The sequence below is a fragment of the Streptomyces sp. NBC_01408 genome (assembly GCF_026340255.1).
GTDB lineage: Bacteria > Actinomycetota > Actinomycetes > Streptomycetales > Streptomycetaceae > Streptomyces.
Window position 1 is genome coordinate 1,573,752 of record NZ_JAPEPJ010000001.1, and the last position, 19,303, is coordinate 1,593,054.

The 19,303-nt window shown below is 73.3% G+C and carries 19 protein-coding genes; 9 read left to right on the forward strand and 10 right to left on the reverse strand.

Going from position 1 to position 19,303, the window contains the following annotated elements; all coding sequences use genetic code 11:
- Positions 1-26: 26 nt before the first annotated feature.
- From OG447_RS07395 to paaA, 6 genes are all read right to left on the reverse strand, one after another.
- A complete protein-coding gene (locus OG447_RS07395) occupies positions 27-1,175 on the reverse strand; it encodes an acyl-CoA dehydrogenase family protein (RefSeq protein WP_266938792.1) in 1,149 nt (382 codons plus the stop codon).
- A 100-nt stretch (positions 1,176-1,275) separates the two neighbouring features.
- Positions 1,276-2,430, reverse strand: coding sequence for a 2Fe-2S iron-sulfur cluster-binding protein (locus OG447_RS07400; RefSeq protein ID WP_266935643.1), 1,155 nt, complete (start codon positions 2,428-2,430; stop codon positions 1,276-1,278).
- A complete protein-coding gene (gene paaD / locus OG447_RS07405) occupies positions 2,431-2,934 on the reverse strand; it encodes a 1,2-phenylacetyl-CoA epoxidase subunit PaaD (protein ID WP_266935644.1) in 504 nt (167 codons plus the stop codon).
- Complete coding sequence (gene paaC / locus OG447_RS07410) at positions 2,928-3,668, reverse strand: 1,2-phenylacetyl-CoA epoxidase subunit PaaC (RefSeq protein ID WP_266935646.1); 741 nt, start codon at positions 3,666-3,668, stop codon at positions 2,928-2,930. Before paaC ends, paaD begins: the two co-directional genes overlap by 7 nt.
- A complete protein-coding gene (paaB, locus tag OG447_RS07415) occupies positions 3,665-3,949 on the reverse strand; it encodes a 1,2-phenylacetyl-CoA epoxidase subunit PaaB (RefSeq protein ID WP_266935647.1) in 285 nt (94 codons plus the stop codon). Before paaB ends, paaC begins: the two co-directional genes overlap by 4 nt.
- Positions 3,946-4,926 (reverse strand): 1,2-phenylacetyl-CoA epoxidase subunit PaaA, encoded by a 981-nt coding sequence (gene paaA / locus OG447_RS07420; protein ID WP_266938793.1) that lies wholly within the window; start codon positions 4,924-4,926, stop codon positions 3,946-3,948. The genes paaB and paaA overlap by 4 nt, the downstream gene beginning before the upstream one ends.
- 135 nt (positions 4,927-5,061) lie before the next feature.
- On the opposite strand from paaA, the gene OG447_RS07425 reads away from it, so the two are divergent.
- The 3 genes from OG447_RS07425 (at position 5,062) to OG447_RS07435 (ending at position 8,029) form a co-directional block, all read left to right on the forward strand.
- Entirely contained in the window at positions 5,062-5,820 is a 759-nt protein-coding gene (locus OG447_RS07425) for a DUF5819 family protein (RefSeq protein WP_266935648.1), read from the forward strand.
- On the forward strand, positions 5,817-7,004 hold the full coding sequence (locus OG447_RS07430) for an HTTM domain-containing protein (protein ID WP_266938794.1): 1,188 nt from the start codon (positions 5,817-5,819) through the stop codon (positions 7,002-7,004). Before OG447_RS07425 ends, OG447_RS07430 begins: the two co-directional genes overlap by 4 nt.
- Before the next feature lie 272 nt (positions 7,005-7,276).
- Positions 7,277-8,029, forward strand: a complete 753-nt coding sequence (locus OG447_RS07435) for an RNA methyltransferase (protein ID WP_266935649.1) — start codon at positions 7,277-7,279, stop codon at positions 8,027-8,029.
- Here the strand turns inward: OG447_RS07435 and OG447_RS07440 are convergent.
- Positions 7,913-8,947 (reverse strand): hypothetical protein, encoded by a 1,035-nt coding sequence (locus OG447_RS07440; protein WP_266938795.1) that lies wholly within the window; start codon positions 8,945-8,947, stop codon positions 7,913-7,915. The genes OG447_RS07435 and OG447_RS07440 overlap by 117 nt on opposite strands.
- 107 nt (positions 8,948-9,054) lie before the next feature.
- Between OG447_RS07440 and OG447_RS07445 the strand changes: the two genes are divergently transcribed.
- Complete coding sequence (locus tag OG447_RS07445; RefSeq protein ID WP_266935650.1) at positions 9,055-9,720, forward strand: MerR family transcriptional regulator; 666 nt, start codon at positions 9,055-9,057, stop codon at positions 9,718-9,720.
- A 14-nt stretch (positions 9,721-9,734) separates the two neighbouring features.
- Here the strand turns inward: OG447_RS07445 and paaN are convergent, their stop codons facing one another.
- Positions 9,735-11,417 carry a phenylacetic acid degradation protein PaaN gene (gene paaN, locus OG447_RS07450; protein WP_266935652.1) on the reverse strand — a complete coding sequence of 561 codons (1,683 nt, stop codon included), beginning with the start codon at positions 11,415-11,417 and terminating at the stop codon, positions 9,735-9,737.
- Between the two features lie 166 nt (positions 11,418-11,583).
- Between paaN and OG447_RS07455 the strand changes: the two genes are divergently transcribed.
- Both OG447_RS07455 and OG447_RS07460 read left to right on the forward strand, forming a co-directional pair.
- Entirely contained in the window at positions 11,584-13,104 is a 1,521-nt protein-coding gene (locus OG447_RS07455; RefSeq protein ID WP_266935653.1) for a 3-hydroxyacyl-CoA dehydrogenase, read from the forward strand.
- The gene (locus OG447_RS07460; RefSeq protein ID WP_266935655.1) at positions 13,101-13,688 is read left to right on the forward strand and encodes a TetR/AcrR family transcriptional regulator; all 588 of its coding nucleotides are present in this window, start codon (positions 13,101-13,103) and stop codon (positions 13,686-13,688) included. Before OG447_RS07455 ends, OG447_RS07460 begins: the two co-directional genes overlap by 4 nt.
- Before the next feature lie 54 nt (positions 13,689-13,742).
- Here OG447_RS07460 and OG447_RS07465 read toward each other — a convergent pair whose 3' ends face one another.
- Positions 13,743-14,369 carry an Lrp/AsnC family transcriptional regulator gene (locus OG447_RS07465; RefSeq protein ID WP_266935657.1) on the reverse strand — a complete coding sequence of 209 codons (627 nt, stop codon included), beginning with the start codon at positions 14,367-14,369 and terminating at the stop codon, positions 13,743-13,745.
- Positions 14,370-14,546: 177 nt separating this feature from the next.
- On the opposite strand from OG447_RS07465, the gene pdhA reads away from it, so the two are divergent.
- From pdhA to OG447_RS07480, 3 genes are read left to right on the forward strand one after another with little or no spacing between them, the layout of a single operon-like run.
- Positions 14,547-15,683: a pyruvate dehydrogenase (acetyl-transferring) E1 component subunit alpha gene (pdhA, locus tag OG447_RS07470; RefSeq protein WP_266935659.1), complete on the forward strand. Its 1,137-nt coding sequence runs from the start codon at positions 14,547-14,549 to the stop codon at positions 15,681-15,683.
- Positions 15,680-16,699 carry an alpha-ketoacid dehydrogenase subunit beta gene (locus OG447_RS07475; protein WP_266935660.1) on the forward strand — a complete coding sequence of 340 codons (1,020 nt, stop codon included), beginning with the start codon at positions 15,680-15,682 and terminating at the stop codon, positions 16,697-16,699. The genes pdhA and OG447_RS07475 overlap by 4 nt, the downstream gene beginning before the upstream one ends.
- Positions 16,699-18,030: a dihydrolipoamide acetyltransferase family protein gene (locus OG447_RS07480; RefSeq protein WP_266935662.1), complete on the forward strand. Its 1,332-nt coding sequence runs from the start codon at positions 16,699-16,701 to the stop codon at positions 18,028-18,030. Before OG447_RS07475 ends, OG447_RS07480 begins: the two co-directional genes overlap by 1 nt.
- A 275-nt stretch (positions 18,031-18,305) precedes the next feature.
- Here OG447_RS07480 and OG447_RS07485 read toward each other — a convergent pair whose 3' ends face one another.
- Positions 18,306-19,283, reverse strand: a complete 978-nt coding sequence (locus tag OG447_RS07485; RefSeq protein ID WP_266935664.1) for an NAD(P)H-quinone oxidoreductase — start codon at positions 19,281-19,283, stop codon at positions 18,306-18,308.
- Positions 19,284-19,303: the final 20 nt, after the last annotated feature.

Genomic DNA, 19,303 nt, shown 5'->3' on the forward strand with positions numbered 1-19,303 from the left:
TTGATCCACCGCCCACCCCCCAGGGCTCAGGCCAGGGGGTGGGCGGCCAGCAGGTCGCCCAGGGCCTCCTCGTGCGCCGCGGCCGGGCCGAGCTGGAGCTCCAGCTGCTTGGCCCAGGCGTGGTACCGGTGCAGCGGGTAGTCGGTGTCTGCGCCGAAGCCGCCGTGCAGGTGCTGCGCGGTCTGCACGACCCGGCGCACGCCCTCCGAGGCCCAGATCTTGGCGACGGCGACGTCTCCGGCGCTCGGCAGCGGGCCCCCGGCGCCACCGGTGGCGGCGTCGAGCCGCCAGGCCGCCTGCCAGAGGGTGACCTCCATGGCGCGCAGGTCGATGTAGCGGTCGGCGGCCTGCATGGCCACGGCCTGGAAGGTGGCGACGGGGAAGCCGAACTGCTCGCGCTTGCTCGTGTACTGGCTGGTCATGGCGAGGACCCCCTCGCCGAGCCCGAGCGCGAGGGCGCAGGTCCCGGTGGCGAGGAGCTGGCGGAGCCGGTCCCAGGCGCCGGGGGCGTCGATGAGGTGCGTCGCGGGCACCCGTACGCCGTCCAGGGCGAGCTCGGCGAGCCGCTCCCCGGTGGTGGAGCACTGCTCGGCGAGGGTGAGCCCCCCGGCGGTGCGCGGGACCAGCGCGAGGACGGCCTCTCCTTCGCCGGTGTGGGCCGGTACGGCGATCCAGTCGGCGCTCTGCGCCCAGGGAACGGCGGTCTGCGTGCCGTCCAGGAGCCAGTCCCCGCCCGGGCTCTCGCGGCGGGCGGTGACGGCGAGTTCGGCCGGGTCGTGCCCGCTGCGGCCGTGCGCGGCGGCGGTGAGCACGAGCGTCCCGCGTCCGGCGCCGGGCAGCAGCGCGGCGGCCAGCTGGGGGCTGCCGTGGGTCTGGACGGCCATGGCGGTGGCGCAGTGCTCCAGCAGCGGCACCCGGGCCAGTACCTTGGCGGCCTCGCGCAGCACCAGGCACAGGGCGATGGCGTCCAGGCCCGCGCCGCCGTGCTCCTCGGCGAGGACCAGGCTCAGCAGGTCGGACCCGGCGAGCTTGGCCCACAGCGGGCGGTCGAAGTCGTCGGCGACGGCCCCCGGGGTGAGTGCCGGGCTCGGCACGCTGTCGGGTGCGACGTCCGCGAACACGGCCTTCGCCGCCTCGACGGCGGCCCGCTGCTCCTCGGTGAAGGTGAAGTCCACTGCCTGTCCTCCCGCGCACACCCGGTCGATCCTGTCCTGACGGTGCGTCAAGATAGAACACGTTCCTGAAATTGGACAGGGGGTGGGGCGGGCGGCCGGCTCAGCGGTCGAAGTCGATCTCCACTTCCTCCGTCACCGGGTGCGACTGGCAGGCCAGCACGAACCCGGCCTCCGTCTCCTCGGACTCCAGCGCGAAGTTGCGGTCCATCCGCACCTCGCCCGTCACCAGGAAGGCCCGGCAGGTACCGCACACCCCGCCCTTGCAGGCGTACGGGGCGTCCGCGCGGTTGCGCAGCACCGCGTCCAGAAGGGACTCCCCGTCCTGGACCGGCCAGGTGCCCGAGCGCCCGTCGAGCCGGGCGGTGACCCGCCCGTGGACGGTGGCCGCCGCGGTCGCCGGGCGGGCCGGGGCCGCGGTGTCCTCGACGTGGAAGATCTCCTCGTGCACCCGGGTCCGTACGACGCCGAGCGCGCTCAGCGCCCGCTCCGCGCCCTGCACCAGGCCGTACGGCCCGCACAGGAACCAGCCGGTCACCTCCGCGACGGGCAGCAGCGCGGGCAGCAGGGCCGCCAGCCGCTCCTCGTCGAGCCGGCCGGACGGCAGCCCGGCTTCCTGCTCCTCCCGGGAGAGGACCGTCACCAGCTGGAACCGCGCGGGATAGCGGTCCTTCAGGTCGGCGACCTCCTCCAGGAACATCGTCGACGCCGCCGTACGGTCGCTGCGCACGAGGCAGAACCGGGCGTCGAGGCGGGCGGCGAGCAGAGTCGCCGCGATCGACAGCACGGGGGTGATGCCGCTGCCGCCGACGACCGCCGCGTAGTGCCCGGCGGCGGGGGCGGCCGCCGGGTCCAGGACGAACCGCCCGGCCGGGACCATCACGTCCAGCACGTCCCCGGCGGCGATCTCCTTGTGCGCGAACGTGGAGAACTCCCCGCCCTCCACCAGCCGCACCCCGACCCGCAGCAGCTCCGGGCCCGGGCCGTCCGCCGCCGGGGCGGGGGAGCAGATCGAGTAGGTGCGCCGGATCTCGGTCCCCTCAGGGGTGGACCGGCGCAGGGTGAGGTGCTGTCCCGGGGCGTGCCGGTACTCGGCGCGCAGCTCCGGCGGCACCCGCAGGGTCAGCGCCACCGCGTCGTCGGTGAGCCGGTCGACCGCCGCCACCGTCAGGGAGTGGAAGGCGCCGTGGCGCGGGGGGCGCGCGGAAGTGGACGGCGCGGACGGCGCAGACGGCACAGACGGCGGGGACACGGCCATCTACAGCTCCTTGAAGTGGTCGAACGGTTCGCGGCAGGAGGTGCAGCGGCGCAGCGCCTTGCACGCGGTGGAGGAGAACCGGCTGAGCAGCTCGGTGTCGGTGGAGCCGCAGTTCGGGCAGCGGACCGACAGGGTCAGCGGGACCGGTCCGCCGGCGGAGTGAGGGCGCGGCGGCGCGATGCCGAACTCGGCGAGCTTGCGGCGGCCCTCGGCGCTGATGTCGTCCGTGGACCAGGCGGGGGCCAGCACGGTGTTCACCCGCACCTCACGTATGCCGTGGGCGGTCAGGACCTGCTCGATGTCGGCGGCCATGGCCTCGATGGCCGGGCAGCCGGTGTACGTCGGGGTGAGGGTGACCTCGGCATGGCCGTCCTCGTGCATCCGCACCCCGCGCATCACGCCGAGCTCGGCGAGGGTGAGCACGGGCAGCTCGGGATCCGGGACGGACCCGGCGAGCGCGGCCAGCTCCGCCTCCAGGCGGGTCGTGCCGGTGTCGGTCACCATGACGCCCCCGGGTGGCTGCGGTGCAGGTGCTGCATCTCGGCGAGGAGGAGGCCGAACGGCTCGGTGTGCAGGCCCTGGCGCCCGGCGCCGGCCGCCCAGGCCCCGGTGCGGGGCCCCGCGGGCAGGGCGAGCCCGGCCCGGTCCAGTACGCCGGTCACCTCGGCCAGCCAGCGCCCTTCCAGGGCGGCCCAGTCCAGGTCCTCGAGCCCTTCCACCGGCTGGAACATCTCCCCGGTGTACTTCCACAGCGCGTCCAGGCCGGCCTGCATGCGGCCGTGGCTCTCCGGGGTGCCGTCGCCGAGCCGCAGGGTCCACTGCTCGGCGTGGTCGCGGTGGTACGCGGTCTCCTTGACGGCCTTGGCCGCCAGGGGCGCGAACGGGCCCTCTCCGCGCGCGAGTTCCCCGTAGAGCTCGTGCTGGTAGAAGGAGAAGAGGAGCTGCCGGGCGATGGTGTGGGCGAAGTCCCCGTTCGGCTGCTCGACCAGCTGGAGGTTGCGGAAGGACCGCTCCTCGCGCAGGAAGGCCAGCTCGTCCTCGTCGCCGATCAGGGACAGCAGTACGCGGGCCTGGCCGAGCAGGTCGAGGGCGATGTTGGCGAGGGCGACCTCCTCCTCCAGTACGGGGGCGTGGCCCGCCCACTCGCCGAGGCGGTGGGAGAGGATCAGCGCGTCGTCGCCGAGGGCGAGGGCCGCCGCGGTGGCGACGGTGCTGCCGGTGGTGTCGGTGCCGGTCACAGGTGGCTCACCCCCTCCGGGATGTCGTAGAAGGTCGGGTGCCGGTAGGGCTTGTCGGCGGACGGGGCGAAGAACGGGTCCCGCTCGTCCGGCGAGGAGGCGGTGATCTGCGTGGAGGGCACCACCCAGATCGAGACGCCCTCGTTGCGCCGCGTGTAGAGGTCACGGGCATTGCGCAGGGCCATCTCCGCGTCGGGGGCGTGCAGGCTTCCCGCGTGCGTGTGCGAGAGGCCTCGCCGCGAGCGCACGAACACCTCCCACAGGGGCCAGTTCTGCGTCATACCCGTGCCTCCTCGTTCTGTCCGGCGCGCTGCGCCGCTTGCTGTGCCGCCTGCTTCTCCGCATACGCCGCGGCCGCGTCGCGCACCCAGGCGCCTTCCTCGTGCGCCGCGCGGCGCTGGCTGATCCGCTGCTCGTTGCAGGGGCCGTTGCCCTTGAGCACGTCCCAGAACTCCGCCCAGTCGATGGCGCCGAAGTCGTGGTGCCCGCGCTCCTCGTTCCACTTCAGGTCGGGGTCGGGCAGGGTCAGGCCGAGGGCCTTCGCCTGCGGGACGGCGATGTCCACGAACCGCTGGCGCAGCTCGTCGTTCGAGTGGCGCTTGATCCGCCAGGCCATTGACTGCGCCGAGTGCGCCGACTCGTCGTCCGGGGGGCCGAACATCATCAGCGACGGCCACCACCACCGGTCGACCGCGTCCTGCGCCATCGCGTGCTGCGCCTCGGTGCCCTTGGACAGGGTCATGAGGAGCTCGAAGCCCTGGCGCTGGTGGAAGGACTCCTCCTTGCAGATCCGGACCATGGCGCGCGCGTACGGGCCGTAGGAGCAGCGGCAGATCGGCACCTGGTTGGTGATCGCCGCGCCGTCCACGAGCCAGCCGACTGCGCCGACGTCCGCCCAGGTCAAGGTGGGGTAGTTGAAGATCGAGGAGTACTTCTGCTTGCCCGCGTGGAGCTTGTCGAGCAGCTCGTCGCGGCTCGTGCCCAGCGTCTCGGCGGCGCTGTAGAGGTACAGCCCGTGGCCGGCCTCGTCCTGCACCTTGGCCATCAGGATGGCCTTGCGGCGCAGTGAGGGCGCGCGGGTGATCCAGTTGGCCTCGGGCTGCATGCCGATGATCTCGGAATGGGCGTGCTGGGCCATCTGCCGGACCAGGGAGGCGCGGTACTCCTCGGGCATCCAGTCGCGTGGCTCGACGCGCTCGTCCGCCGCCACGGCGGCGTCGAAGGCCGCCGCGAGCTGTGCGCCCAGGTCAGCCGTCATGCCCGGCCCGGCTGTCCCGAGGGCCGTGTCCGGCCCCGTCTCCGGAGTCACTGCCACCATCGTGGCCCCCTGTCAGAGTGTCTCGGCCGGCCTTCCGGCTGCCCGACCGACCGATCGTTCGGTTCGTCCTCTTCAATGGTGGGACGGTGGCCCGTAGGGTGTCAACCTCTGTGGTCAACCCTGTGGACGCCGGACGATCGGGGCGGGATGGATTCGAACGAGCACGAGCCCGTGGAAGGGGGCGTGGCGGAGGCCGCGGAACGGGCCGCTCCACCGCCGCCGCGGCTGCCCGGGATAGCCGGTCTGTCCACCCCGTACCGCGTCCTGGCCGCCCTGGCACTCGGGGCCGTCGCCGCCGCCGCCTGCGGCCACCTGGCATTCGTCTTCCTGCACGTGGCCCCGTCCAACACGGTCAGCAAGCAGCACGCGCGGACCGTGGACGGCTGGATCTACCCCGAATTCGAACAGAACTGGAAGCTCTTCGCCCCCAACCCGCTCCAGCAGAACATCGCCGTGGAGGCGCGCGCGCAGGTACGTACCGCCGAGGGCGAGCTGGTCACCAGCGACTGGCGCGACCTGTCCGCCGAGGACGGCGCGGCCATCCGGTACAGCCTGCTGCCCAGCCACACGGAGCAGAACGAGCTGCGCCGGGCCTGGGACTTCTTCACCGGCTCCCACGACGAGGACAACGAGCCCAACGGCCAGCGCGGCGCCCTGTCCGAGGAGTACCTGCGGCGGATCGCCGTGGACCGGCTGACCCCCGTCCACCGGGGCGGCCACCTGCTGCGCGTCCAGCTGCGCTCGGCGACGACGGCGGTGGCCGCGCCCAGCTGGAGCACGGAGACGACCGACACCCAGACCTACTACCGGGAGCTGCCGTGGTGGACGGTCTGAGACCCGCCCGGCGGGCCGCCGGGCGGGTGCTCGCGCAGGTCACCGGGCGGGCCCTGGGCCCGTACCAGAGTGCCGTGATCCGCATCGGCTTCGCCGGGACCTGGCTGTTCTTCCTGCTGCGGGAGTTCCCGCACCGGGCCGAGCTGTACGGCCCGGACGGGCCGTGGAGCTGGGAGCTGGCGCAGCGGCTGATCGCCTCGAACCGGGCCTTCACCGTGCTGATGTGGTCCGACTCGACGCTGTGGTTCGAGACCGTCTACGCCGTGTCCGTGCTGGCGAGCGTCGGGCTGCTGCTCGGCTGGCGCACCCGGGCGGTGTCCGTGGTGTTCATGGTCGGGGTGCTGTCGCTCCAGAACCGCAGCGTGTTCATGGGCGACGGCGGGGACAACGTCATCCACCTGATGGCGATCTACCTGGTGCTGACCCGGTGCGCGCAGGTGTGGTCGCTGGACGCGCGCAGGGCCCGCAGGCGTGGCTCTGCGACGGCCGGGGCGGGCGGGCCGGTGCTGTGGGCGGTGCTGGGCGCGGTGCTCGCGTACGGCGCGGCGACCGGGCGGTTCGGCCTCGGCTGGCTGGTGGCCTTCGCGGCGCTGTGGGTGGTCGCCGGGCTGTGGTGGATGGCCGACCGGTACGAGCCGGCCGGGGAGGGCCGGGCGGCCCTGGACGTCCTGGCGAACCTGCTGCACAACGCGGGGATGCTGGTGATCATGGCGGAGGTCTGCCTGATCTACGCCACGGCGGGCTGGTACAAGATCCAGGGATCGCGGTGGCAGGACGGGACGGCCCTGTACTACCCCCTCGGGCTGGACTACTTCACGCCCTGGCCGGGGCTGTCGGCGCTGGTGGCGAGCAGCGGGACGCTGGTGATGCTGCTGTCGTACGGGACCGTCGCGGTGCAGGTGGCGTTCCCGTTCACGCTGTTCAACCGGCGGATCAAGAACGTGCTGCTGGCCGTGATGATGCTGGAGCACGTGGGGATCGCGGTGCTGCTGGGCCTGCCGTTCTTCTCGCTGGCGATGATCGCCGCTGACGCGGTGTTCCTGCCGACGGTGTTCCTGGTGTGGCTGGGAGCGAGGGTCGCTGCGCTCGGGCGTCCGCGGCGGGGGGTGGGCGGGGGCGTTACCGCCCCCGTGGAGGCCGGGCCGCCGTTGGCTCCTGCGGAGCCGAGCGCCGTTTCGCGCTGAGGGCTCGGCGCCGCTGCGCGAGCGGCCCGGGCTGCGCCGGCTTTCGGGGCTCCGCCCCGGACCCCGCGCCTCAAACGCCGGCGGGGCTGGATTTTGCCGGCGCCGGATCCGAAGTGGGTGCGCCCCGGACCCCGCGCCCCAAGTGCCGGCGGGGCTGGATTTTGCCGGCGCCGGATCCGAAGTGGGTGCGCCCCGGCTTCGGGAAGGGGCGGGGGATCGCCCCGTGCGGCGGCAGCGGTGGGGGCGGTGGGGGTGGACCGTAGGGTCGGGGTATGAGCCAGGAGCAGAGGGTCGGAGACGTCGTGCGGCAGTGGCAGGAGGGCGTTGGGCAGGGGCTGGTGCTGCTGGACGGGTTCCACGCGCTGAAGCACGCCCTGCGCTTCGGGGCCGAGGTGCGGATCGTCGTCGCCGAGGATCCCGGCGCCGTACGGGCGCTCGCCCGCGAGCTGGCTCCGGACGTCGAGGCCGAGGTGGCCCGGCTGGTGCGGCCGGCGGAGCTGAAGGGGCTGCTGCCCCGCGTGCACCCCACCGGGGTCGCGGCCCTGGCCGTACGGCCCGACCGTGCGGCGGGCCTCGCGGCGCTGGAGCGGCTGCCGCGCCCCGCGCCCGTCGTGGTGCTGGACAACCCCCGCAACCTCGGCAACGTCGGCGCCGTGGTCCGCCTCGCTGCCGGCTTCGGCGCCACCGGCGTGGTGACCCGCGGCGACCTCGACCCCTGGCACCCGAACGTGGTCCGGGCCGGAGCCGGACTGCACTACGCCACCACCGTGGACCGGCTGGAGATCGACACCCTCCCGCCCGGGCCGCTGTACGCGCTCGACCCGGAGGGCGAGGACATCCGCTCCCTCACCCTCCCGGACGACGCCCTGCTCGCCTTCGGCTCGGAACGCCACGGCATTTCACCTGAGCTACGCGCCCGGGCGGACCACCTGGTCTCCCTGCCGATGCGGCCGCAGGTCTCCAGCTACAACCTGGCCACCAGCGTGGCCATGACCCTCTTCCACTGGGGCGGCCCGGCCCAGTAGCGCGGCGGCCGTACCGAGTCCGGCCGTGAGCAGGATCGCGGCGGCCGCGCCCAGCGTGGCCCCGTCCGGGTGGATCAGCGGCTGGCCTCGCAGGGCCTGCCAGGTGAGCAGGGCGAGCACCGCCGCGTAGACCGAACCGGCCACGAAGACCAGCCGTACCCGCACCCGCTCGTCGCGCAGCCGGGCGAAGCGCGGGGCGAGGGCGGCCAGGACGAGCACGAGCAGTGGGAGCAGCTGCAGGGCGTGCATGCCGAAGAAGTGCGGGATGCGCAGGTCGCCGCCGGTGGTGGACCAGCCGGTGAGGAACATTCCGGGGCCGCCGTCGGACACGCCCACACTGTGCGCGCCGTTCTCCAGGACCTCGAGGCCGGCGGTGTCGAGACGCTGCTGCTCGGCGGTGGGCAGGGTCATCAGGACGGCGAGCGCGGCGCCGATCAGCGCGAGGACCGTGGAGATCCGGATCGACCAGGCCGTGGCCCGGTCGGTGGTCCTGGCGCGCGAGAGCAGGATGGCGACGACGAGCGTGCCGAGCCACAGCACGATCACGGTGTCGCGCATGAGGGCGTAGACCTGGGCGTCGAAGGGCGTTGCGTTGTTGAAGTGGCTGCGCACCCCGCGGACCGCCTGCAGGGTGATCAGCACCATTTCCCCGGCGCTCGCGGCGACCACGACCGTGCCGGCCCACCAGGCGGTCCGGCGCAGCCGTGGCCGGGCTTCGCCCAGCAGCGAGATCATCCAGGCCAGGCTGAGGCAGTAGGCGACGAACGAGACGGAGAACTTGAAGGGCTTGGCCCAGATCGGCGCCCCCGTCAGCACGCGGTCGTCGACCAGGAGCCCGACGGCGGAGCCGAGCGCCCACACGGCCATCACCAGGGCGAACACCACCAGCGGGCGGTGCCAGGTACGCCAGGTGGACATCATCATTCATACCCCCGTAATGAATGGATAGTGGCACTCGCCGCTATCTGATAGTGCCACTATCTATGATGGAGGTGGACAGGGCAAGCGGAAAAGGGTGAACGCACGTGCGCATCGGAGAGTTGAGCCGGCGGACCGGAGTGCCGGTGCCGACGATCAAGTACTACGTCCGGGAGGGGCTGCTCCCGCCGGGCGAGCTGACCAGCCCCAACCAGGCCAGCTACGGGGAGGTGCACGAGCGCCGGCTCCAGCTGGTCCGCGCGCTGCTGGAGGTCGGCGGACTGTCGGTGGCGGCCATCGGCGAGGTGCTGGCGGCCATCGACGACAAGGAGCGGCCGGTGCACAAGCTGCTGGGCGCGGCCGCCCAGCGCCTGGTGCCCGAATTCGGCGATGGCCGCGGCGGCGACCACGGCGGTGCGGCGGATGCGGAAACCGTGCTGGCCCGGGAGCGGGTGGCGCGGCTGATCGAGGAGCGCGGCTGGCGCGTCGAACGCGACGGCAAGGCCGCCGAGGCACTGGTGTCCGCGCTCGCTTCGCTCGCCCGGGTGGGGCACGGCGGTTTCGTGGACGTGCTCGACGAATACGCGGAGGCGGCCGAGCGGGTGGGCCGCGCGGACCTGGACTACACCGCCCGCCGGGTGGCCCGTGAGGACCTCGTGGAGGCCGTGGTCGTCGGCACCGTGCTGGGCGACGCGATCTTCGCCGCATTGCGCAGGATGGCCCAGGTGGACGCCTCCGCCCGTACCTTCGGGGAGGAGGCGTCCAGGGCCTGATCAGGGAGCAGGCCTTACGCCTGGCGCCGGACCTCCACCACGCGGAAGCGGTTCGCGACGAACGCGCCGTCGCACAGCGCGGCGTTCGCCGCCGGGTTGCCGCCCGAACCGTGGAAGTCGGAGAAGGCTGCGGTCTGGTTGACGTACACCCCGCCGGTCAGGTTCAGGGAGAGCTGCGCGGACTCCTCCAGGCAGACCTCCTCGATCGCCCGCTCGGTGTCCGCGGAGGTCGTGTACGCGCCCACCGTCATCGCGCCCTTGTCGCGGACCGTGCGGCGCAGGAGCTCCAGCGCGTCCGCCGTGGAGTCCACGGCCACGGCGAAGGAAACGGGGCCGAAGCACTCCGAGAGGTAGGCCGCCTCCGGGTCGGGCTTGGCGGCGTCCAGCTTCACCAGAACGGGCGTACGGACCACCGCGTCGGGGAACTCCGGGTTGACGACCTCACGGGAGGCCAGCGCGACCTCGCCCAGGGCGCCCGCCGCCTCCAGCCGGGCCTTGACGCCCGGGTTGACCAGCGCGCCCAGCAGGGCGTTGGCCCGGGCGTCGTCGCCGAGCAGGCCGCCGACCGAGGCCGCGAGGTCGGCGACGACCTCGTCGTACGTCTTGTGCCCGGCGTCGGTGTCGATGCCCTCGCGGGGGATCAGCAGGTTCTGCGGGGTGGTGCACATCTGACCGCTGTACAGGGACAGGGAGAAGGCCAGGTTGGACAGCATCCCCTTGTAGTCGGAGGTCGAGTCGATGACGACGGTGTTGACGCCCGCCTTCTCCGTGTAGACCTGCGCCTGGCGGGCGTTGGCCTCCAGCCAGTCGCCGAACTCCGTGGAACCGGTGTAGTCGATCAGCTTGATCTCGGGCCGGACCGCCAGGGTCTTGGCGATGCCCTCGCCCGGCCGCTCGACCGCGAGCGCCACCAGGTTCGGGTCGAAGCCGGCCTCGGCGAGGACCTCGCGGGCCACCTGCACGGTCAGCGCGAGCGGGAGCACGGCCCGCGGGTGCGGCTTGACCAGCACCGCGTTGCCGGTGGCGAGGGAGGCGAACAGGCCGGGGTAGCCGTTCCAGGTGGGGAAGGTGTTGCAGCCGATGACCAGGGCGATGCCGCGCGGGACGGCCGTGAAGCTCTTGCCGAGCTCCAGCGGGTCCTTCTTGCCCTGCGGCTTGGACCAGTCGGCCTGGCCCGGGACGCGGGTCTGCTCCTCGTACGCGTAGGCCACCGCCTCCAGGCCGCGGTCCTGCGCGTGCGGGCCGCCCGCCTGGAACGCCATCATGAAGGCCTGGCCGCTGGTGTGCATGACCGCGTGCGCGAACTCGTGGGTGCGGGCGGAGATGCGGGACAGGATCTCGATGGAGACCAGGGCCCGGGTCTCGGGACCCGCGTCGCGCCAGGCGGCCACGCCGGCCTTCATGGCGGGCAGCAGCACTTCGATGTCGGCGTGCGGGTACTCGACGCCCAGCTCGGGGCCGTACGGGGACACCTCGCCGCCGGCCCAGCCGTCCGTGCCGGGCTGCCCCAGGTCCAGCCGGGTGCCGCGGACGGCCTCGAAGGCGGCCAGGCCGTCGGCCGGGGCGTTCTCGCCGTAGGCCTTGGGGTGCTCGGGATGCGGGGACCAGTAGGCGCGGCTGCGGATCGCCGACAGGGCCTGGTCCAGGGTGGGCCGGTGCTTGGCGGACAGCTGGGGGACGGTGAGCTCGGCGGGCATCAGGGACCAACTCCTCGTTGAGCCGGGCGGGATCGCGCGGGATCGGCAGGCGGTTCAGGCAAGGCAGGGTGCGAAAGAGCAGACTGGAGTTAGAGTAACCGAACGATCGGTCGGGACAAGAGGGCCCGGCAGACCTGTGGATAAGTCGGTGCGGGAGGATCTGGTCATGACAGCAATCGAGCGGTCCCGCACTGTGGCGGTCGTCGGCGCGGGCACCATGGGACAGGGCATCGCCCAGGTCGCCCTTCTCGCAGGTCACCGGGTGCTGATCTACGACATCGACGCCGCCCTCGCCGCCGACGGCGTCGCCCTGGTGCAGGACCGCGTCGAGCGGATGGCCGCCAAGGGCCGCCTGGATCGCGCCGAGGCCGAGGACGCGATCGGCCGGATCGGTGCGGCGGGCACCCTCGCGGACCTCGCCGACGCCGCCCTCGTCATCGAGGCGGTCGTCGAGAACGTCGGCGTCAAGCAGGCGCTCTTCGCCGCACTCGAAGAGGTGGTCGCGCCGGACGCGCTGCTGGCCACCAACACCTCCTCCCTCTCCGTCACCGAGCTCGCCGCGGGCCTCGCGCACCCCGGCCGCTTCCTCGGCCTGCACTTCTTCAACCCGGCCCCGCTGCTCCCGCTCGTCGAGGTGATCAGCGGTTTCGCGACCGGCCCGGCCGCCGCCGAGCGTGCGTACCGCACCGTCCTCGGCTGGGGCAAGACGCCGGTCCGCTGCGCCGACACCCCCGGCTTCATCGTCAACCGGATCGCCCGCCCCTTCTACGCCGAGGCCTTCTCGGTGTACGAGGAGCAGGGCGCCGACCCGGCCACCATCGACGCGGTGCTCCGCGAGTGCGGCGGCTTCAAGATGGGCCCCTTCGCGCTGACCGACCTGATCGGGCAGGACGTCAACGAAGCGGTGACCCGCTCCGTGTGGGAGTCCTTCTACCGGAGCCCCAAGTTCACCCCGTCCCTCGCGCAGCGCCGGCTGGTCCAGTCGGGCCGCCTGGGCCGCAAGACGGGGCACGGCTGGTTCCCGTACGGCCCGGACGCCGCCTCGCCCGAGCCGCACACCGCCGCCCCGCAGGAGGCCCCGGCCAAGGTCACCGTCGTGGGCGACCTCGGCCCCGCCGCGGACCTCGCCGACCTGCTGGAGGAAGCCGGGATCGCCGTCACGGCCACCGAGCACGGGGGCCCGTACATCCAGCTGCCCGGCGAGGGCCAGCTGGTCCTCGCGGACGGCAAGACCTCCGTCGAGTTCGCGGACGTCGTCTACTTCGACCTCGCGCTCGACTACCGCGGCGCCACCCGGATCGCGCTCTCCGCCAGCGAGGACACCAGCGAGCGCACCCTCGCCGAGGCCGTCGGGCTCTTCCAGAAGCTCGGCAAGAAGGTCTCCGTCATCGGCGACGTCCCCGGCATGATCGTCGCCCGTACCGTCGCGATGCTGATCGACCTCACCGCCGACGCCGTCGCCCGCGGAGCGGCCAGCGCCGAGGACATCGACACCGCGATGCGGCTCGGCGTCAACTACCCGCTCGGGCCGGCCGAATGGCACGACCGGCTCGGCCAGGACTGGGCGTACGACCTGCTGCACCACCTCGACGAGCGCTGTCCCGGCGGACGGTACGCGCCCTCGCTGGCGCTGTTCCGGCTCGGCTACGCGGCGGGCGACGAGGACGCGGCGGAGGAGACGGGATGACCACGGTCAAGCGGGACACCTACACCCCGGAAACGCTGCTGACCGTCGCGGTCCAGGTCTTCAACGAGCGCGGCTACGACGGCACCTCCATGGAGCACCTCTCCAAGGCCGCGGGCATCTCCAAGTCCTCGATCTACCACCACGTCGCCGGCAAGGAGGAACTGCTGCGCCGGGCTGTCAGCCGCGCCCTCGACGGGCTCTTCGCGGTGCTGGAGGAGCCCGGTGCGGTACGGGGCCGGGCGGTCGAGCGGGTCGAGTACGTCACCCGGCGCACGGTGGAGGTGCTGCTCGCCGAGCTGCCGTACGTGACCCTGCTGCTGCGGGTACGGGGCAACACCCGGACCGAGCGCTGGGCGCTGGAACGCCGCCGCGAGTTCGACCACCAGGTCGCCGACCTGCTCAAGGCCGCCGCGGCCGACGGCGACCTGCGGGCCGACGTGGACATCCGGCTCGCCACCCGCCTGCTCTTCGGCATGGTGAACTCGCTGGTCGAGTGGTACCGCCCGCACCCGGGCACCACCCCGGACCAGCTGGCCGACGCGGTCGTCCACATGGCCTTCGACGGGCTGCGCGCGACCCCGTAGGGCGTACGGCCACCCGGTCGGCCCAGCTGTACCGGCCCAGCCGTACCGGCCCGGTCAGTCCTCCGTGAGCGCGGGGCCGCCCGCGGGGCCCGGGTCCAGGAGGTCCGTTTCCTCGAACACCAGCAGGGTGCGCGTGGAGAGGACCTCCGGGATGGACTGGAGGCGGGTCAGGACCAGTTCGCGCAGGGTGCGGTTGTCCGGGGTGTGGACCAGCAGGAGGACGTCGAAGTCCCCGCTGACCAGCGCGATGTGCGCCGCGCCCGGCAGCTCGCGGAGCTGTTCGCGCACCGTCCGCCAGGAGTTCTGGACGATCTTCAAGGTGATGTACGCGGATGCGCCCTGGCCTGCGCGTTCGTGGTTGACGCGGGCCGTGAACCCGCGGATCACCCCGTCGTCGATCAGCCGGTTGATCCGGGCGTAGGCGTTCGCCCGCGACACGTGCACCTGCTCCGCCACCGAGCGGATCGACGCGCGGCCGTCCGCCTGGAGCAGCCGCACGATCGACCGGTCGATCGGGTCCAGGGCGCGCGGCGGCACCGCGGGAACGGGCGGCCCCTGCGGGACGGGAGGAGACTGTGGGACGGGCGGAGCCTGCGGCGCCGGCGGGACCTGCGGGACCGCGGGCCCGCTCCCCGGCGGGACCGGGGCGGAACCCGCCGCGGCCATTTGTTCATCCGGCATTGCCCGATGCCTCCCTCTCCTGGACGTCCTGCATCCATACCAGGGCCCCGGCGCCACTTTGTCCACAGCCTGGAGCCGCCTGTAGCCAAATTGCGCAGACAACCGAACAATCGGTTGGTGAGGCGCTTCACACCCGGGGCGCTCCTGCCCGCTTCCCAAAAGGAGGTGTACGCCGCCATGACGGTCCAAGAGCTGCCCGGTGCCGGTGCGTCCCACCGTCCGACCCCGCCGCCCGCCTGGAGGCCCCGTACGGATGCCGCCCCGCTGCTCCCGGACCCCGAGCCCTACCGGGTACTCGGCACCGAGGCGGCCGGCCGGCTCGACCCCGCGCTGATGCGCCGCTGCTACGCCGAGCTGGTGCGCGGCCGCCGCTACAACGCCCAGGCCACCGCGCTGACGAAGCAGGGGCGGCTCGCCGTCTACCCGTCGACCGTGGGCCAGGAGGCCTGCGAGATCGCCGCCGCGATGGTGCTGGAAGAGCAGGACTGGCTGTTCCCGAGCTACCGCGACACCCTGGCGGCCGTGGCCCGCGGACTGGACCCCGTACAGGCGCTGACCCTGCTGCGCGGCGACTGGCACACCGGCTACGACCCGCGCGAGCACCGGATCGCCCCGCTGTGCACCCCGCTCGCCACCCAGCTGCCGCACGCGGTGGGCCTGGCGCACGCGGCCCGGCTGCGCGGCGACGAGGTCGTCGCCCTCGCCATGGTCGGCGACGGCGGGACCAGCGAGGGCGACTTCCACGAAGCGCTGAACTTCGCCGCCGTCTGGCAGGCCCCGGTGGTCTTCCTCGTGCAGAACAACGGCTTCGCGATATCCGTCCCGCTCGCCAAGCAGACCGCGGCCCCGACGCTGGCCCACAAGGCCGTGGGCTACGGGATGCCCGGCCGGCTGGTCGACGGCAACGACATCGCCGCGGTGCACGAAGTGCTGTCCGAGGCGGTCCGGCGGGCCCGGGCCGGCGGTGGTCCGACCCTCATCGAGGCCGTCACCTACCGGATGGAGGCCCACACGAACGCCGACGACGCGACCCGCTACCGCGGGGACGCCGAGGTCGAGGCATGGAAGGCGCACGACCCGGTGGAACTGCTGGAGCGCGAACTGACCGCGCGCGGGATCCTCGACGAGGCGGGCATCCAGGAGGCGCGCGACGCGGCCGAGACGATGGCCGCATCGCTGCGCGAGGCGATGAACGCGGAGCCGGTGCTGGACCCCATGGACCTCTTCGCACACGTCTACGCGGAGCAGACGGAGCAGCTGCGCGAGCAGGCCGCCCAGCTGCGCGCCGAGCTGGAAGCAGAGGCCCAGGCATGACCACGGTGGTAGCTAAGGCGGCGAAGTCGGGGGCCAAGCCCGCGACGATGGCCCAGGCCCTGACCCGGGCGATGCGCGATGCGATGGCCGAGGACCCGACGGTCCACGTCATGGGCGAGGACGTCGGCACGCTGGGCGGGGTCTTCCGGATCACGGACGGCCTGGCGAAGGAGTTCGGCGAGGAGCGCTGCACGGACACGCCGCTCGCGGAGGCCGGGATCCTGGGCGCCGCGGTGGGCATGGCCATGTACGGGCTGCGCCCCGTGGTCGAGATGCAGTTCGACGCCTTCGCGTACCCGGCGTTCGAGCAGCTGATCTCGCACGTGGCGAAGATGCGCAACCGGACGCGGGGCGCGATGCCCCTGCCGATCACCATCCGCGTGCCGTACGGCGGCGGGATCGGCGGCGTGGAGCACCACTGCGACTCCTCCGAGGCGTACTACGTGGCGACGCCCGGCCTGCACGTGGTGACCCCGGCGACCGTCGACGACGCCTACGGTCTGCTGCGCGCGTCGATCGCGAGCGACGACCCGGTGATCTTCCTGGAGCCCAAGCGGCTGTACTGGTCGAAGGCCGACTGGTCGGCCGAGGCGCCGACGGCCGTGCCGGGCATCGGGAAGGCGCTGGTCCGGCGCGCGGGCACGAGCGCAACCCTGATCACGTACGGGCCCTCGCTCCCGGTGTGCCTGGAGGCCGCCGAGGCGGCGCGCGAGGAGGGCTGGGACCTGGAGGTCGTGGACCTGCGCTCGCTGGTCCCCTTCGACGAGGACACGGTCGTGGAGTCCGTACGCCGGACCGGGCGCGCGGTGGTCGTCCACGAGGCGAACGGCTTCGGCGGACCGGGCGCGGAGATCGCCGCCCGGGTCACGGAGCGGTGCTTCCACCACCTGGAGGCTCCGGTGCTGCGGGTGACGGGCTTCGACATCCCGTACCCGCCGCCGATGCTGGAGAAGCACCACCTGCCGGGCGTGGAGCGGATCCTGGACACCGTCGCCCGCCTGCAGTGGGAGAACTGATGCCGCAGGTCATGGAGTTCAAGCTGCCCGATCTCGGTGAAGGCCTGACCGAGGCCGAGATCGTGCGCTGGCTGGTGGCGGTGGGCGATGTCGTCGCCATCGACCAGCCTGTCGTCGAGGTCGAGACGGCCAAGGCGATGGTGGAAGTGCCCTGCCCGTACGGCGGCGTGGTCACCGCCCGCTTCGGGGAGGAGGGGCAGGAGCTTCCGGTCGGGGCCCCGCTGATCACCGTGGCGGTGGGGGCGGAGTCGATGCCGGAGGCCCCGGAGGCCGAAGCCGAAGGCTCCGGCGACGTGCCACGGCCCCTGATCGGTTACGGCACGGACCACTCGCGCCCGGCGCGACGGCGACGGGTGCGACCCGTCACCGCTGCGGTGTCGGCGCCCGTCGCGGCTCCGGCCGCGGCCCTGGCTCCTGCCCCGGCTCCCGTTCCCGTCGCGGCGGCTCCGGCCGCTCCCGCCGGGCCGGTGCCGGTGATCTCGCCGCTCGTGCGCAAGCTGGCCAAGGACAACGGGGTCGACCTGCGTGCCCTGCGCGGGTCGGGCCCGGAGGGCCTGATCCTGCGGGCGGACGTCGAGGCGGCGCTGCGCGCGCCGGAGCCGGTTGCGGCGCTCGTGGCCGCGGCACCTGTCGCCGCGGCCGCGGGCGAGCGGATTCCGCTCAAGGGACTGCGCGGGGTGGTCGCCGACAAGCTGTCGCGCAGCCGCCGGGAGATCCCCGACGCCACCTGCTGGGTCGACGCGGACGCCACCGAGCTGATGGCGGCCCGGGCCGCGATGAACGCCGTGGGCGGGCCCAAGATCTCCGTGCTCGCCCTGCTGGCCCGGATCTGCACGGCCGCGCTCGCCCGGTACCCGGAGCTCAACTCCACCGTGGACCTGGCGGCGAACGAGATCGTCCGGCTCCCGGCGGTCCACCTCGGTTTCGCCGCGCAGACCGAGCGGGGCCTGATGGTCCCGGTGGTCCGGGACGCGCAGAACCGCAGCCCCGAGTCCCTGTCGGCGGAGTTCGCCCGGCTGACGGAGCTGGCGCGGGCGGGGAAGCTGGCCCCCGCGGATCTGACGGGCGGCACGTTCACGCTGAACAACTACGGGGTGTTCGGGGTGGACGGCTCCACCCCGATCATCAACCACCCGGAGGCGGCCATGCTCGGGGTGGGCCGGATCGTCACCAAGCCGTGGGTGCACGGTGGCGAGCTGGCGGTCCGGCAGGTCGTCCAGCTGTCGCTGACCTTCGACCACCGGGTCTGCGACGGCGGCACGGCGGGCGGCTTCCTCCGGTACGTCGCCGACTGCGTGGAGTCCCCGGCGGTCCTGCTGCGCAGCCTGTAGCCGTCCGGCGGGGCGGGGCGGGTGTGCGGGTTCCGCTGCGCGGAGCCTGCTCCCCGCCCCGCCCTTTCGCCGTTTCCCGGGCTCTGCCCGGACCCGCGCCTCAAACGCCGGCGAGGCTGGATTCTGGCTGATGATCGCCCGGACGGTGACTCCCGACGGGGCCAGGCGCAGGGCGCGGTTGCGGGCCGCCACCGCCCAGGGGTGGGAGAGCCGGCCTCCGCGCGGGGCCGAGTCCGTCGGACGGGACGCACTGGAAGGGCTGGTCGCCGCCGCCCTCAGGTCGTGAGCAGCAGCTTGCCCACGTGGGTGCTCGACTCCATGACCCGGTGCGCCTCGGCCGCCTGCGCCATCGGGAAGGTGGCGTGCACCACCGGGTGCACCCGGCCCGCTGCCACCAGGGGCCACACGTGCTCCCGTACCGCCGCGATGATGGCCGCCTTCTCCTCCAGCGGCCGCGCCCGCAGCGAGGTCGCGGTGATCGCGGCCCGCTTGGCCAGCAGCGCGCCGAGGTTCAGTTCGGCCTTGACCCCGCCCTGCAGCCCGATGACCGCGAGCCGGCCGTTCACGGCCAGGGCGTCCAGGTTCCGCGCGAGGTACTTCGCGCCCATGATGTCCAGGATCACGTCCGCCCCGGCCCCGTCGGTCGCCGCCCGCAGCTCCGCCACGAAGTCCTGCTCGCGGTAGTCGATCAGGATGTCGGCGCCCAGCTCCTTGCACCGGGCCAGCTTCTCCGGGCCGCCCGCCGTCACCGCGACCCTCGCGCCCACCGCCTTGCCCAGCTGGATCGCCATCGTCCCGATGCCGCTGGAACCGCCGTGCACCAGCAGGGTCTCGCCCGGGCGCAGCCCGGCGACCATGAACACGTTCGACCACACCGTCGCGACGACCTCGGGCAGCGCGGCGGCCGTCACCAGGTCCAGGCCCTCCGGAACCGGCAGCAGCTGACCCGAGGGGACCGCCACCTTCTGCGCGTACCCGCCCCCGGCCAGCAGCGCGCACACCTCGTCGCCCACCGACCAGCCGGCCACGCCCGGGCCGATGGCGGAGATCCGCCCGGAACACTCCAGGCCCGGGTGGCGCGAGGCACCGGGCGGCGGATCGTAGAACCCCTGCCGCTGGAGGATGTCGGCGCGGTTCACGGCGCTCGCCGCGACCTCGACGAGGACCTCGCCCTCGCCCGCCACCGGATCGGGTACGTCGGTCCAGACGAGGGCCTCGGGGCCGCCGGGCTGCTCGATGGTGATCGCATGCATGGCCCGGAGGCTACGCGAAG